Origin of the sequence: Rhodococcus sp. IEGM 1372, assembly GCF_030056835.1 — a bacterium.
Classification (GTDB): domain Bacteria; phylum Actinomycetota; class Actinomycetes; order Mycobacteriales; family Mycobacteriaceae; genus Rhodococcoides.
This window is the reverse complement of sequence record NZ_JASHKS010000008.1, coordinates 26209-41318: the sequence shown is the minus strand read 5'-3', so window position 1 is coordinate 41318 and position 15110 is coordinate 26209. Positions and strand designations below refer to the sequence as shown.

The window sequence follows — 15110 nt, the reverse complement described above, 5'->3', positions numbered from 1 at the left end:
CCGACCGCTGTCCCCGGCCCACCGATGTCACCATGATCACGTTCCCTCCGTTCCAAAGGCTTCCCTCATGACACTGCAGATCGGCTCGCTGGAGTTGCGCAGCCCCGTTGTCCTCGCACCGATGGCCGGCGTCACCAACGTGGCGTTCCGCACCCTGTGCCGGGAGCAGGAGTTGAAGCGGGCCGGTAGCACCTCGGGTCTGTACGTCTGCGAGATGGTCACAGCGCGAGCGCTCGTCGAACGGCAGCCGGCCACGATGCACATGACGACGTTCGGCCCCACCGAAACTCCACGGTCGCTGCAGCTCTACACCGTCGATCCGGACACCACGTACGCCGCCGCGAAGATGATCGTCGACGACGATCTGGCCGACCACATAGACATGAACTTCGGCTGCCCGGTTCCGAAGGTCACCCGAAAAGGCGGTGGTGCCGCACTGCCCTACAAGCGAAACCTGTTCGGCCGCATAGTCGCTGCTGCCGTCAAGGCAACCGAGGGCACCCACATTCCCGTCACCGTCAAGTTCCGCGTCGGCATCGACGAGAACCACCACACTCATCTCGATGCAGGACGGATCGCCGCAGGCGAGGGCGCAGCGGCGGTGGCTCTGCACGCCCGAACCGCCTCGCAGCGTTACTCCGGAACCGCCGACTGGAACGAGATCGCTCGACTCAAGGAACATGTCTCCGGCATCCCGGTCCTGGGCAACGGCGACATCTTCTCCGCGTCCGACGCGGTCCGCATGATGGCGGAGACCGGGTGCGACGGCGTCGTCGTCGGGCGGGGTTGCCTCGGTCGGCCCTGGCTGTTCGCCGAACTCAGCGCCCGCCTCAACGGTCGGCCCGAACCCACTCCACCCACCCTCGGCGAGGTGGCCACCATCATCGCTCGGCATGCCGAGTTGCTTGCCCAGCATCACGGCGAGAAGAAGGGCCTGCGAGAACTACGCAAGCACGTCTCCTGGTACCTGCGCGGATTCCCGGCCGGATCCGACCTCCGGGTCTCGATGGCATTGGTCTCGACCCTGACCGAGCTGGACGACCTTCTGGCGCAACTCGATCCGACCGTTCCGTTTCCCAAGGACGCCGAAGGCCCCCGTGGTCGACAGGGCTCACCGGGCGCGGTGTCGCTGCCCGACGGTTGGCTCGACGATCCCGAGGACGTCTGCGTCCCCGCCGGTGCCGACCTGATGCATTCCGGCGGCTGATTCGCACCTGACCAGCCGCCCACCTCGCTCGAGTGGACCCTGCCGCTCGAGTCAGTACTATGGCTGGGATTGCCGAGCAGGCGGCGCGTGCGTGTGATGGAAGGCCAGGTTCGAATTCGTGGGAGACGATCGAGAGTCGGGCCCGTCGGTGCCCGAGGGTCGCGCCCCATGGGAGCGCCCGCTGTCCTCAATCAGACAAACCGGCGCAATCGGACGGTCGGGGCAGCGCCCACCTCACTCCGAAGGCCCCGCAACACCGGACGAGGAGCAACCGCCTCAGCCCGAGGACAGCGGCAGACTCGGCAAACGATCGCCGCGTAACGCCGACACCGTCTCGGTCGCCGAGTTGGTGGACAAGATGTCGCGCTCGGGATCGACTCGGCGGGCGCCGGACGACCGTCCCGAGGTCGAAGAGCCGACCGAGGTCATCGCCCCCATCACCGATTCCACTCCCCCACCTGCCCGAGCAGTGCCGCCGACTCCGCCGCCGCACGCGGCACCGGAACCGGTGGGTGCGCCCGCAACGGATCGCCCGGCCCTGACACGGTTGGCCATGAGCCGGGTGCGCCGACGCCGTCGAGTCCGGATGATCGGCCGAAGCCTGGTCTCCCTCGTCGCGATTCTGGCGGTGGCCTTGACCGGAGTGGTGTGGGGATACCTCCGCAACACCGATCAGGGATTTCTCCAGGTCGCCGCCCTCGATCCCGATTCGACCGACGTCGTCGACGCCGAAGGCCAATACGGCGACGAGACGTATCTGATCGTGGGCACCGACACCCGCACCGGGGCCAGCGGCGAGGTGGGTGCCGGCACCGTCGCCGACGCCGAGGGAGCCCGTTCGGACACGGTCATGCTCGTCAACATCCCGGCCGACCGCAGCCGCGTCGTCGCCGTCTCGTTTCCCCGTGATCTCGATGTGACGCGGCCGGAATGCGAGGCGTTCGACAACGACACCAATACCTACACCGGAGAGATGTTCCCCGAGGCATACGGCGACAAGCTCAACGCCACGTATGCTCTCGGCGGCCCCAAATGTCTGGTCAAGACCATCCAGAAGATCTCGGGCCTGCGTATCGGACACTTCGTCGGGATGGACTTCGCCGGATTCGAGTCCATGGTCGACGAGGTCGGTGGTGTCGAGGTCTGCACCGCGCAGCCGCTGATCGATTACGAATTGGGTGACGTCCTCCCCAACGTCGGAACACAGCGCATCGACGGCCGCACCGCACTGAACTACGTTCGAGCGCGCAACGTCGAGTCCGAGGGCAACGGCGACTACGGCCGCATCAAGCGACAGCAGCGTTTCCTGTCGTCGCTTCTGAGGTCCGCGCTCTCGAACAACGTGCTGCTCGATCCCGGCAAGCTCAACGGATTCGTCAACGCGTTCACCTCGGACACCTTCGTGGAGAACGTCAAGACTCAGGACCTGGTGACGCTGGGGCGCTCGCTGCAGAACGTGGACGCCGGTGCGGTGACCTTCCTGACCATTCCCACCACCGGCACCAACGACTACGGCAACGAGATCCCCAACGACGACGCGATCGGTGCGATCTTCCAGGCCATCATCGACGACGCTCCGTTGCCCGGTGAGGAACGCGCGGAGCCGGTGACACCCGAAGAGCCCGCACCTGCCGCCGTACCCGACGCGCCGCTGTTGGCCGTCGATCCAGCAACTGTCTCCCTGCAGGTGTCCAACGCATCCGACATAGCCGGGATGGCTCAGACGGCATCCGACGAACTCGCGGTCTACGGCTTCCAGATCCTGACGGTCGGCAACTTCTCGGGCACCGCGGCCCAGACCGTGGTGCGCTACTCCCAGGATCAGGAGGCTGCTGCGGCGACCGTCGCGTCGGCGATACCCGGCGCGGCCATCGAGCTTGCACCGAGCCTGAACAACGTCGTCGAGGTGGTGCTCGGCTCGAACTATCCCGGATACACCCAGTTTCCGACGGCATTCGGCACCCAAATCGATCCCACTCAGGTCGAGGGCACCACCCAGAGTGCGCCCCTTCCGGAGGATCTCTCGTACACCAACGCCGCCGACGACACGTGCGCCTGAGTTCATTCATGCTCCGTTAACCCTCGGGACAGGGAACTGGTCGGTGTGACCCACTAAACTTCGCTCATGCGCGTCGCCTACAACGAACAGATGAACGAGCTTGCCGATCTCCTCGGAGAGATGGCGAGCCTGGCTGGTGCGGCCATGGAAAAAGCCACGCAGTCCCTCCTTCAAGCAGACCTGGTACTCGCCGAGCAGGTCATTTCCGAACACGACAGGATCACCGAGCTCAGTGCGGTGTGCGAGGAGAAGGCCTTCACCCTTCTCGCCCTGCAGGCTCCGGTCGCAGGCGACCTCCGCTCGGTGGTGGCCGGCATCCAGATCGTCGCCGACATCGATCGCATGGGCGCACTCGCACTGCACGTCGCCAAGATCACTCGTCGCAGGCACCCGAACCATGCTCTCCCCGAGGTCGTCAACGGGTACTTCGCCGAGATGGGTCGCCTCGCCGTTCAGATCGGGGCTTCGGCCCGTGAGGTCCTCGAGACCCGCGATCCCGAGCGCGCTGCGAAGCTGCAGGAGGAGGACGAGGCGATGGACGATCTGCACCGTCACCTCTTCACGGTGCTGATGGACCGCGAGTGGAGCCACGGCGTCGCTGCTGCGGTGGACGTGACTCTGCTCGGCCGCTTCTACGAGCGCTTCGCCGATCACGCTGTCGAGGTCGGCCGTCGAGTGATCTTCCTGGTGACCGGTGAGCTACCCGTCGACCTGAGCCACAACAACATCCCCACTTCGTAGTACCCACCCTCGCCGATACCGAGTGGCGCTGCGCTGCAGCGCTACTCGGCTTTCGTTGAGGAGTCACCAGCCGCATCGAATCACCGAGCGCAGACACGAACGAAAGAACCCCGCCGAGCTTTCGCTCGACGGGGGTTCTCGCGTTCGTGTGTGGTTATCCGAAGCGGCCGGAGATGTAGTCCTCGGTGGCCTTCTGCGTCGGATTGGAGAAGATCTTCTCGGTGTCGTCGATCTCGATGAGCTTGCCGGGCTTGCCGGTCGCCTCGAGGTTGAAGAAGCCGGTCTGATCGCTGACCCGTGCGGCCTGCTGCATGTTGTGCGTGACGATCACGATCGTGAAGTCCTGCTTGAGTTCCTGGATCAGGTCCTCGATGGCGAGAGTGGAGATGGGGTCGAGAGCCGAGCACGGCTCGTCCATCAGCAGAACGTCGGGCGAGACTGCGATAGCACGAGCGATGCACAGACGCTGCTGCTGTCCGCCGGAGAGGCCGCCACCGGGCTTGTCGAGGCGGTCCTTGACCTCGTTCCAGAGGTTGGCACCCTTGAGCGAGCGCTCGGCGATCTCGTCGAGTTCCTTCTTGCCGCGGCCGCCCTGCAACTTCAGGCCGGCGACGACGTTGTCGCGGATCGACATCGTCGGGAAGGGGTTGGGGCGCTGGAAGACCATGCCGATGGTGCGGCGCACACCCACCGGGTCGACGCCACTGCCGTAGATGTCCTCGCCGTCGATCAGCACCGAGCCTTCGACGCGGGCGCCGGGGGTCACCTCGTGCATGCGGTTGAGCGAACGCAGGACGGTCGACTTACCGCAGCCGGACGGTCCGATGAACGCGGTGACGCTGCGCGGCGGTACGGCCAGAGTGACGTCGGAGACGGCATGGAACTTGCCGTAGTAGATGTTGACGTCCTTGAGATCGAGACGCTTTGCCATGTTCTTCGTTCCTTAGGATTCGCTGGAGTCGGGTGGGTCAGAAGTTCTTGGGCGAGAAGAACTTCGAGACCAACTTCGCGCCGATGTTGAGTATTGCGACGATCAGGATCAGCGTCAGGGCTGCTCCCCACATGCGCTCAGCGGTGAGCACGCCGGTTCCTGCTTTCTGCAGGTCGACCATCATGAGCGGCAGAGACGTCTGCGGCCCCTCGAAAATGTTGAAGTTGATGGCGGTGGCAGATCCCACCAGGATCAGCACGGGTGCCGTCTCACCCATCACGCGGGCCAGGGCGAGCATGATGCCGGTGACGATGCCGGACAGCGCCGTGGGGATGACGATCTTGGCGATGGTCTTCCACTTCGGCACGCCGAGCGCGTAGGACGCCTCGCGCAGATCCTGAGGGACGATGCGCAGCATTTCCTCGGCCGAGCGCACGATCACAGGGATCATCAGCAGCACGAGGGCGAAGGCCACGGCCAGGCCGGAGCGCTGGAACCCGAAGGTGGCGATCCACAGCGCGTAGATGAACAGGGCCGCGACGATGGACGGCACACCGGTGAGGATGTCGACCATGAAGGTGGTGACTCGGGCCAGTCGCGTGCCCACGCCGTATTCGACGAGGTAGATGGCGACGAAGATGCCGATCGGGATGGAGATGGCGGCGCAGAACAGTCCTTGCAGGAGCGTTCCGACGATGGCGTGGTACGCACCGCCACCTGCGATGAACTGGGTGACGCCGGCCTGCGAGTTCTGCCACCACGTGGGTGAGACCACCGCGGACAGTCCACGAGAGATCACCGTGTAGAGCACCCAGATCAGTGGGACGAGTGCCACCAGCACCGAGAGGCTGACGAGGATCGTCGCCGAGAGGTTGGACGCCTTCCGGCGAGCGCTGACGCCCTGGAACGTGGGTTCCTTGACGGGCTTGTCCATGGTTGCGGTCATGGGTCAGTCCTTCTTTCCGGCGATGGCGGCGCGAGCACCGGCGTTGACGACGAACGTCAGGATGAAGAGCACCAGACCTGCGGCGATGTAGGCACCGGCTTGGAGCGGGTTGTTGAACTCGCCCGCGGCCAGCGCGATCTTGGTCGCGAATGTGGAACCGCCGTCGAACAAGGTTCCGCCGAACGTCGACTGGGTGCTGCGAATGATGATGTAGAGCGCGATGGTCTCACCGAGTGCGCGACCGAGGCCGAGCATGGAGCCGCTGACGTAACCGGATTTTCCGAACGGAATGACCGTGGTTCGCACGACCTCCCAGCGGGTGGCCCCGAGTGCGAGAGCGGCTTCGATCTGACCCTTCGGCGTCTGCATGAACACCTCGCGGGTCACGGCAGCGATGATCGGCAGGATCATGACGGCGAGCACGATGCCGCCGGTGAAGATGGTGCCGCCGCCAGCAATGGAGACCGACCCGGTACCGAAGAGTGGGAACCAACCCAGGTTGGTGTTGAGCCACTCGGCGAACGGGCTGATCACCGGCGCGAGGACGTACAGGCCCCACAGTCCGAAGACGATCGACGGGACTGCGGCCAGCAGGTCGATGACGTAACCGAGCGGTCCCGCCACTCGCTTGGGCGCGTAGTTCGTCAGATAGATGGCGATGCCGAGGGCGACAGGCATCGCGAGGACCAGCGCGAACAGGGACACCGTGACGGTGACCAGGAACAGATCGAGAACACCGAACACCATGGCCGAGGTGTTCGACGTGTCCCAGGCACCGTTGTAGGTCAGAAAGTTGACCGTGTTGTTCGACAGTGAGGGGATCGCACGCCAGACCAGGAAGATACCCACGGCGGCGATCAGCGCGATGATGAAGATGCCCGAGCCCGTGGCGAGGCCGGAGAAGATCCTGTCACCGGGACGTGTGACGGTCCCCGATTTTTTCTTGTCTGACAATTGTGGTTCTTCCGGTTTGTGCGCGGCACCCGCGGAGGGCACAGAAGCCGCGGAGGGGACGCCGGTCATCGAGTGGGTGTCGCTCATACCGCTCACTGTCTCGTGTGGAGGTCGAGGACGGTCCTGCTTCGGCTCGCGATGCCGCGAGCCGAAGCAGGACTACGTCTCATTTAATCAGGCGATTGCTTCAATAGCGGTGATCAGACGCTCCTTGAAGCGGTCCGGCAGCGGCACGTAGCCGGCTTCCTCGAGGCCCTGCTGGCCCTCGTTCGCGGCGCTGAGCAGGAACGACTTGACTGCTGCCGAGGTGTCGGCGTCGTAGCCCGCCGAGCAGACGATCTCGTAGGTGGCGAGCACCAACGGGTAGGTGTCGGCCTCGTTGCTGGCGTACAGCGTGTCGAGGTCGAGCACCAGGTCGTTGCCCTCACCGGAGAAGGTCACGGCGTCGATGGCAGCGGCAGCACTCTCGGTGCTCAGCTCGACCGGGCCACTGCCGAAGTCGATGTTCGCGGCGCTGAGGCCTTCCTGCTCGACGAAGCCGAACTCGACGTACGTGATCGAGCCGGGAGTCCCGGACACGGCCTGGGCGACGCCCGAGGAGCCGTTGGCACCTTCGCCGACGCCGCCGGCCCAGTCGGAGCTGTGATCGAGGGTCCAGGCCTCCGGAGCAGCGTCGGACAGGAAGCGCTGGAAGTTGTCGCTGGTGCCCGAGGAATCGGAGCGGTAGACCGGGGTGACCGGGGTGGACGGCAGGTCGACGCCTTCGTTGAGGGCGGCGATCGCGGGATCGTTCCAGGTGGTGATCTGGCCGGTGAACATCCGTGCGGTGACATCGGGCGTGAGCACCAGGCTGTCGACGCCGTCGAGGTTGTAGGCCACTGCGACGGGCCCGAAGACCAGCGGCAGGTTCCATGCCGGGTTGCTGTCGCAGCGGGTGGCCGCCTCGGCTGCCTGCTCGTCCTTGATCGCGGAGTCGGAGCCGGCGAAGTCGACCAGACCGGCGACGAACTGCGTACGACCGTTGCCCGAGCCACTGGTGGTGTACTCGACGGACTTGCCGGAGCAGACGCTCGAGTAGACCGAGGTGAAGTTGGACATCGCGTTCTGCTGAGCAGACGATCCTTCGCCCGTGAGCGGAGACTTGCCCTCGCACGAGGCGGAAGAATCGCCCGCGCCGACGGTCTCGACGTTCGCGTCGCTACCGCATGCGGTCAGCAACATGGCACTGATGGCCACTGCGCTCATGAGAGCACCGTTGCGCTTGAGGTTCACCTGTTTCCTCCGAGGAATCTTGGGCCGTGTCCACCGCTCGGACCTGATCGGCCGCGCTGTGACTGTGTGGGTGCCGGCTCCAGAAGAGAACCTCGCACCAGGCGGCGTAGGTTGCCACCCATGGAGAAAGGTAAGGGCAGGTGGTAGACGTTTACCCCCGCGTGGGTGAACGGAAGATGAACACCGCAGCCTGAAATGTCCGTTCAGACGCTGCGAGCGTATGCGGCATCCACGTGGTAGTTCTCGAAGCCCAGCTTGCTGTAGGTGTGCACGGCAGCGGTGTTGTCGGCCTCGACGTACAGCATGATCTGGCCGAGTTCTCTGCTATGCAGATAGTGCAGGCCGGCCAGCGTGAGCACCCGGCCGAGGCCGCGCCCCTGCGACTGGGGGTCGATTCCGACGACGTACACCTCGCCGATGGCGGGTTCCGAGCCTTCGGCCGGATGAACCTTGGTCCAGTGGAAGCCGAGGAGGCGGTCGCTGCCCTCCTCGAAAGCCAGGAACAGTCCGGCCGGGTCGAACCACGATTCGTCTCGTCGTGCGGCGATGTCGCGATCGGTCCAGCCACCCTGTTCGGGGTGCCAGGAGAAGGCCGCATTGTTGACCCGCAGCAGCTCGGCATCGTCCTGATGCCCACGATACGTTCGAAGCGAAATACCTTCCGGCACAACCACATCTGGAAGATCAGGGTGTGCGGACGCGCGACGCATCTGCAGCAGCTCGCGAACCACCTGCAACCCGAGCCGCGCCGCGACCGACTGCGCCGCCGGCAGGTTGCCGTGCGCCCAGATACGGGTACCGGAGCCGAATTCGAGTGCGCGAGAAACCAATTCGCGTCCCACTCCGTGACCGCGGAACGGAGGATCGACGACGGCCTCGGCCATCCCGTCGGCGATTCCGACGTAGCCGACGACACGATCACCCTCGGTGGAGACCAGACGAACGACGTCGTCACCTCGGTCGACAGCCTTCACAGCCTGCTCCGACAAGGGCGCAGTGCCATCGACTTCCGTTGCACGGGAGAGGATCTGATGAATCTCGTAGGAAACGCGCGAAGACGGTGCGTCGCCGTCGATGGGGTGGACGTCGAACGCAGGATCCGAATTCATCTACGAGAGAGTACTCTCTTGCTCGAACTCGAAATCCGCATCGTCGGAATCTCCGCCGGCAGCGTCCGAGACCACCGGTCCGCCCTTGGCATTGCGTGCGGGTCGAACGGCCTTGTATCCCACGTTGCGTACCGTTCCGATGAGCGACTCGTACTCGGTGCCCAGCTTGGCGCGCAGGCGTCGAACATGGACGTCGACGGTGCGCGTGCCACCGAAGAAGTCGTAGCCCCACACCTCCTGCAGGAGCTGGGCGCGAGTGAAGACCCGCCCCGCGTGCTGAGCCAGGTACTTCAGCAGCTCGAATTCCTTGTACGTGAGGTCGAGCGGACGACCTCGCAGCCGAGCGGTGTAGGTACCTTCGTCGATGACCAGTTCGCCGAGCGTGATCTTGCCGGAGGTCTCCGGGCTGGCAACTCCTCCACTACGGCCGACCAGCAACCGCAGCCGGGCGTCGAGCTCTGCGGGGCCGGTACCGGGGAGCAGGATGTCGTCGAGACCCCAGTCGGAATTCACCGCGACGAGCCCACCCTCGGTGAGCACCGCGACGACGGGGATGGCCGATCCGGTACTTCCCAACAGGCGACACAGACCACGAGCGGCGGCCAGGTCCGTACGAGCGTCGACCAGCGCGATGTCCGCCGAGCCGGCTTCGAGAAGCGAGGACACCTCGGTGGGTACCGGGCGTACGTGATGCGCCAGGAGAGCGAGGGACGGCAGAACGCCCTCCGGATTGGGATCGGAGGTCAGTAGTAGGAGCTCCACTGCGTCTCCATTCTTACTGCTGGCCGGTCCAGTCCAGGCTGGACTTGAGTGATCGTCAAGGACACAGACTAGCTTGTCCGTACAACCGGCCGAAGAGGGCAGTGCGCGATTCGTCGGTCACAATGGACCCGTGCGCACACTTCTCATCGGACTCGCCAGCCTGCTGGCCCTCACCCTCGTGGTGGATTTCGGCGCTGCGGCCTACTCGGAGTATCGAGTCTCCCGCGCGATCCGCGCCGGCGGTGAGCTCACCTCGGACCCTCAGGTGATCGTGCACGGTTTCCCGTTCCTCACCCAGGCCGCGGACGGGCGCTACCAGAACATCGAGATCCGCGCGCAGGACGTGCCGACCGAGTACGTCGGCTCGACGACGATCGAGGCCAATCTCCGCGGCGTGCACATCGAGTTGTCCGACTTGATCGACAACAACGTGCGGGCGATTCCCGTGGACGAGCTCGACGGCCGCGTACGGATCGAGGCCACGGACCTCGGCCGGTTCCTCGGCATCGTCGACCTGCAGGTTTCCGCGCCGCCGGCCGACAAGTCGGACGGCACCGGCGGCTCCGGCGGGTCGGGCATGACCACTACCGGGGGCGTCGTGCTGACCGGAACGGTTCCGGTCGGCCCGCTCGAGACAACGGTGAGCGTGCAGGCCGACCTGTTGCTCGAAGGTGACGGCGTCGCCATCGTGGCGTCGGACTTCTATTTCGGCCCAGAGGGTCAGGCGGACTTCTCGATCCCCGATTTCGCCAAGCCCACGATTCTCGGACTGTTCACCAAGACCATCGAGCGTCAGAGCCTGCCCTTCGGGCTGGTCCCGACCGACGTCTATGCGGAGGGCTCGCAGATCGTCGTCGAAGGATCCGGCGAGAACGTGACCATCGACCTCAACGAAATCGAAAAGCCGTGACAGGGATCACAGTTCTCGTCGTCGTGGCGATCCTTGCCGTCGCTACCGGATTGTTCCTCCGGAGCCGATCGGGCACCGTCCGGGCGGTGCGTGAGCCAGACACCGAGACCGACGACCTGTACCCGCTCCTGCTCGACGCGGGTGCCACGACCGACTCTGCGACCGTCCTGCACTTCTCGGCCGACTGGTGCGGACCGTGCGCAGCCGTGCGACGTGTCGTCCAGCAGGTGCTGGACGGCCGGAGCGATGCCCGAGAACTCGAACTCGACATCGACGCCCATCCGATCCTCGCTCGCGAACTGGGCGTGCTGTCACTGCCCACCACTTTCGTACTCGACACCCGATTGCAACGGCGCTCCAGAATCGCGGGCGTGCCGTCCGCCGCGGCGCTGCGGTCGGCACTCGACGCTCTCTGACCTCGCTTCTTCGGACCAGCGGTAGGACGCGCCGCTGGTAGCGGGTACGATGCTCTTCGTGTTCTCCTGCCGCGAGCTGATGCTCACCAGTCGTCGCACAGTCGATCTGTGCCGACTGGGCGGTTGTTGCTGTCGCTGCTGCTGATTTCCTTCTGCCGCCACGCCCATGCGTGATGACGGCCCGATGATCGAAATCCATGTCCGAGCACTGCCGATGCGGCGTGCCCTGACCTCGCACAGGAGTACCTCTCGATGTCGACACCCGACACCCGGACCACCACCCCCACTGCCACGATCGACCAGGTGGACGTTCGTGGTCCACGCTTCGCGGCGTGGATCACCACCGCCGTTCTGGTCGTCGTTCTCCTCCTGACCACGTTCTCGGTCCCCGCGGCGGCAATCCTGCTCGGGCTACAGGCGATCGTGTTCGGAATCGGAGCCGTCCGCGGACCCAAGCGCAGTCCGTACGGCACGATCTACGCGACATTCGTCGCACCGCGGCTCTCCCCCACCAGCGAACGAGAGCCGGTGGCACCGTTGAAGTTCGCTCAACTGGTGGGCTTCGTGTTCGCCGCCGTCGGAGTCCTCGGCTTCGCGGTCGGCGCTCCCGTCGTCGGAACCGTGGCGGCAGGCTTCGCGTTGTTCGCGGCTTTCCTCAACGCCGCGTTCGCGGTCTGCCTCGGCTGCATGATCTACCCCCTCGCCTCGCGGCTGCGCAGCACCTCGCACACCGCATCCTGAACAGGGTCGCTTGAGCAGGCTGCAGTCCTGTCTCGACCTTCACCGATCCATAGAGAAAGACCGAAAGGAACACCATGGCTCGCTCCGACGTCCTGGTCTCTGCCGACTGGGCCGAGCAGAACCTGAACGCACCGAAGACCGTCTTCGTCGAGGTCGACGAAGACGCAAGCGCCTACGACGGCGGACACATCGAAGGTGCGGTCAAGCTCGACTGGCGCAAGGACCTGCAGGACCCGGTTCGCCGCGACTTCCTCAATCAGGAACAGTTCTCGGACCTGCTGTCGGCCAAGGGCATCAGCAACGACGACACCATCGTGCTGTACGGCGGAAACAACAACTGGTTCGCCGCCTACGCCTACTGGTACTTCAAGCTGTACGGGCACAAGGACGTCAAGCTCATCGACGGTGGACGCAAGAAGTGGGAACTCGACGGCCGCGCGCTGTCCAAGGACGTCGTCAGCCGTGAGACCACGCAGTACCGCGCCGAGGCACCCGACCTGTCGATCCGCGCGTTCCGCGACGAGGTCATCGACGCCATCGGCAACAAGAACCTGATCGACGTGCGTTCGCCCGACGAGTTCTCGGGCAAGATCCTCGCCCCGGCTCACCTTCCGCAGGAGCAGGCTCAGCAGCGTGGCCACGTCCCGTCCGCGATCAACATCCCGTGGAGCACCACCGCCAACGAAGACGGCACGTTCAAGTCCGACGAAGCGCTCGAAGAGCTGTACAAGACCAAGGGCTACGACGACAGCAAGGCCACCATCGCCTACTGCCGCATCGGTGAGCGTTCGAGCCACACCTGGTTCGTCCTCAAGGAGCTCCTCGGCAAGGAAGACGTCAAGAACTACGACGGCAGCTGGGTCGAGTACGGCTCTCTCGTCGGAGCACCCATCGAGCTGGAGGTTCACTGATATGTGTGGAGCACCCGTACAAGGCCAGACCATCCCCGCAGGTGTCGACGTCGAGAAGGAAACGGTCATCACCGGCCGCGTCCTCGCCGGCGACGGTGAGCCCGTAGCAGGCGCATTCGTGCGGCTGCTCGACGGCAGCGGCGAATTCACCGCAGAGGTCGTCGCGTCGGGCACCGGAGACTTCCGGTTCTTCGCCGCTCCCGGACAGTGGACGCTGCGCGCCCTGTCGGCATCGGGCAACGGCGACACCGTGATCGCTCCCGAGGGCGCAGGCGTGCACTCGGCGAACGTCACCGTCGGAGTCTGATCCGACCCGCTCGCTTCGAACGAAAAAGAACCCCGCACCTGCTCGCAGGTGCGGGGTTCTTTCGGCTCGGCGGAGGCTTCTAGTTCGGGACGGGCACCGAAGCGGCGGGATCGGGAACCGTCGAATACTGCGGCGGGAACATCCCTTCCGGTACCGGAATGCCCTGCGATTCGAGGAAAGCTCCGAGATCGCTCACCTGCGTGACCGTGCCGGGCTCCGGCAGCAGGCGGGGTTCGGGTGCGGTCTCCGGGGCGGGGGCTTCAGGTGCCGCCGTCTGCGGTGCGTTCTTCTTCTCGCGTTCGGTGCGCGCAAGGTCGGTGATCCACGCGACCATCTTCTCGCTCTCCCACTCGTACCCGTCGTTGGGGTCGTTGTACCAGTAGGACAGGTGCTGCAGGAAGCCGAGCGCCAGGTAGGGCCCGAGCACGACATCGGCGATGCCCTTGTTGTTCTCCTCGAACCCGGTGGCCTCGGCGCGGAGCTTGGCTTCCACGGTCTCGGCACCGGGCCCCATCGCCCAGTTGAGATCGGCGAGGAGCTGCTCCGGTGTCAGTGCGTCCACCGCCTGCTGATCGGCGACCGTGTAATCCACGTCCGCCACCCTCACCAAGACCTGCAGCAGAGTCTCGTCGGAGGTGAACCATGATTTGTCGGTGGCGATATCGACGATCGCGCGCGAAGCAATGGTCGTCACTGCGCGCGCGAAGTCGGACACGGTCTGTACCGGGTTGAGGACGGTCAGCCGCATCTGCGAGATGACCTCGAGGGCGAGCTGTAGAAGTTCGATGTCGTCCGGAGCGTCGCACGCCAGATCCCACGGTCGGCACGACCAGGTGACCTTGTCGGTCAGCGTTCCGTAATCCCGCGGCGACTGGTCCATGAAGCCACCGAGCGATTCACCCGGCTCGTCACCGAAATTCGGCACACCGGCCGGGCGGTAGGGCGAACCGACCATGATCACGCCTGCGATGTCGTCGCCGTTCACCAGGGCACTCGAGTCACGCGCGCCGATCTCGGTGGACAAACGATCGAGAACCTCGCCGCCGACGCTGTATCCGAGGAGTACGAACTTTGTTCGATCTCCACACTTGACCTTGTACTCGTCCATCAGACGATTGGTCGTTGCGACACCTTCCACGATCGACTCGTGGTAGGTCGGCACGTTGTCCAGAACGTCGAAGCCGTACGTCGAGGCGTACGGGACGTAGAGCCAGCCGACGGTACCCGGGCTGTCGGCATTCGCCTCACCGACCGGGACCGTCACGTTCCCGACCCAGTTCGACGCGACCGTGGACGCCTGCTCGGCCAGAGGATTGCGGTCCGACGCCGAGTCGGTGGCACCGGACACCGCCAGCACCAGCACATCGGGGCAGTCCTGCGCGTAGTTGTTGGGGTCGATGTTCGGGCCCTGCGACGACCCGAAGTCGGAGGAACCCGCGTCGGCGGAACCGGAGTCCGATGATCCCGACTCTGCCGATCCCGATTCGGCCGATCCCGAGTCCGGAGCGGCGAGTGCGGCTGCGGGAGCGGCCAGCGCCAACGCCAGGGTCACCACCGCCGACCTGATCAACAACGGACCGAACGACGATGTCAGAGCCCGTTTACGACGCAGCATTGTTGCGGAGACCTCCCCAGCCTTCGTGACAGAACACAGTGAACAACATCGGAAACTCACCCTCGAGCGCCCGACGCCCCCCGAAGAAGGTACCTGCTCGACAGGATTTCTCCACCGCTATGAGTGATCCAAGGCACTCACGGCCTCGAATTCGGTTAGATGTCACCAAGGACACAGGCGGTATTCGGGCCGCTGTCCTCGACGACGATCGCTGCGGGTTAAACTCGCA

General features: G+C 65.0%; 15 protein-coding genes. 8 read left to right on the top strand and 7 right to left on the bottom strand.

The window, feature by feature from the left end:
* Positions 1-67: 67 nt before the first annotated feature.
* The 3 genes from dusB (at position 68) to phoU (ending at position 4007) form a co-directional block, all read left to right on the top strand.
* The gene (dusB, locus tag QM590_RS10280) at positions 68-1207 is read left to right on the top strand and encodes a tRNA dihydrouridine synthase DusB (protein WP_269594799.1); all 1140 of its coding nucleotides are present in this window, start codon (positions 68-70) and stop codon (positions 1205-1207) included.
* 118 nt (positions 1208-1325) lie between these two features.
* Complete coding sequence (locus QM590_RS10275) at positions 1326-3266, top strand: LCP family protein (RefSeq protein ID WP_269594798.1); 1941 nt, start codon at positions 1326-1328, stop codon at positions 3264-3266.
* 66 nt (positions 3267-3332) lie between these two features.
* On the top strand, positions 3333-4007 hold the full coding sequence (gene phoU, locus QM590_RS10270) for a phosphate signaling complex protein PhoU (protein WP_094639310.1): 675 nt from the start codon (positions 3333-3335) through the stop codon (positions 4005-4007).
* A gap of 154 nt (positions 4008-4161) precedes the next feature.
* On the opposite strand, the gene pstB is transcribed toward phoU, so the two are convergent.
* From pstB to QM590_RS10240, 6 genes are all read right to left on the bottom strand, one after another.
* A complete protein-coding gene (gene pstB / locus QM590_RS10265) occupies positions 4162-4938 on the bottom strand; it encodes a phosphate ABC transporter ATP-binding protein PstB (RefSeq protein WP_269594797.1) in 777 nt (258 codons plus the stop codon).
* Between the two features lie 37 nt (positions 4939-4975).
* Positions 4976-5884, bottom strand: a complete 909-nt coding sequence (gene pstA, locus QM590_RS10260; RefSeq protein ID WP_149405014.1) for a phosphate ABC transporter permease PstA — start codon at positions 5882-5884, stop codon at positions 4976-4978.
* 3 nt (positions 5885-5887) lie between these two features.
* The gene (gene pstC, locus QM590_RS10255; RefSeq protein WP_149405013.1) at positions 5888-6925 is read right to left on the bottom strand and encodes a phosphate ABC transporter permease subunit PstC; all 1038 of its coding nucleotides are present in this window, start codon (positions 6923-6925) and stop codon (positions 5888-5890) included.
* A gap of 87 nt (positions 6926-7012) precedes the next feature.
* Positions 7013-8110, bottom strand: coding sequence for a phosphate ABC transporter substrate-binding protein PstS (gene pstS / locus QM590_RS10250; RefSeq protein WP_149405012.1), 1098 nt, complete (start codon positions 8108-8110; stop codon positions 7013-7015).
* Positions 8111-8313: 203 nt separating this feature from the next.
* Positions 8314-9219, bottom strand: a complete 906-nt coding sequence (mshD, locus tag QM590_RS10245; protein ID WP_269594796.1) for a mycothiol synthase — start codon at positions 9217-9219, stop codon at positions 8314-8316.
* Positions 9220-9981: a winged helix-turn-helix transcriptional regulator gene (locus QM590_RS10240; protein WP_068049874.1), complete on the bottom strand. Its 762-nt coding sequence runs from the start codon at positions 9979-9981 to the stop codon at positions 9220-9222.
* 130 nt (positions 9982-10111) lie between these two features.
* Here QM590_RS10240 and QM590_RS10235 point away from each other — a divergent pair, with 130 nt between their 5' ends.
* From QM590_RS10235 to QM590_RS10215, 5 genes are all read left to right on the top strand, one after another.
* Positions 10112-10891 carry an LmeA family phospholipid-binding protein gene (locus QM590_RS10235; RefSeq protein ID WP_269594795.1) on the top strand — a complete coding sequence of 260 codons (780 nt, stop codon included), beginning with the start codon at positions 10112-10114 and terminating at the stop codon, positions 10889-10891.
* Positions 10888-11307, top strand: coding sequence for a thioredoxin family protein (locus QM590_RS10230; protein ID WP_269594794.1), 420 nt, complete (start codon positions 10888-10890; stop codon positions 11305-11307). The genes QM590_RS10235 and QM590_RS10230 overlap by 4 nt, the downstream gene beginning before the upstream one ends.
* Before the next feature lie 252 nt (positions 11308-11559).
* A complete protein-coding gene (locus QM590_RS10225; RefSeq protein ID WP_269594793.1) occupies positions 11560-12048 on the top strand; it encodes a DUF4395 domain-containing protein in 489 nt (162 codons plus the stop codon).
* 74 nt (positions 12049-12122) lie between these two features.
* Positions 12123-12959 carry a sulfurtransferase gene (locus QM590_RS10220; protein WP_068049880.1) on the top strand — a complete coding sequence of 279 codons (837 nt, stop codon included), beginning with the start codon at positions 12123-12125 and terminating at the stop codon, positions 12957-12959.
* A 1-nt stretch (position 12960) separates the two neighbouring features.
* Positions 12961-13266, top strand: a complete 306-nt coding sequence (locus QM590_RS10215; protein WP_037194601.1) for a DUF1416 domain-containing protein — start codon at positions 12961-12963, stop codon at positions 13264-13266.
* 79 nt (positions 13267-13345) lie between these two features.
* Here QM590_RS10215 and QM590_RS10210 read toward each other — a convergent pair whose 3' ends face one another.
* Positions 13346-14881: a cutinase family protein gene (locus tag QM590_RS10210; RefSeq protein ID WP_269594792.1), complete on the bottom strand. Its 1536-nt coding sequence runs from the start codon at positions 14879-14881 to the stop codon at positions 13346-13348.
* Between the last annotated feature and the right edge of the window lie 229 nt (positions 14882-15110).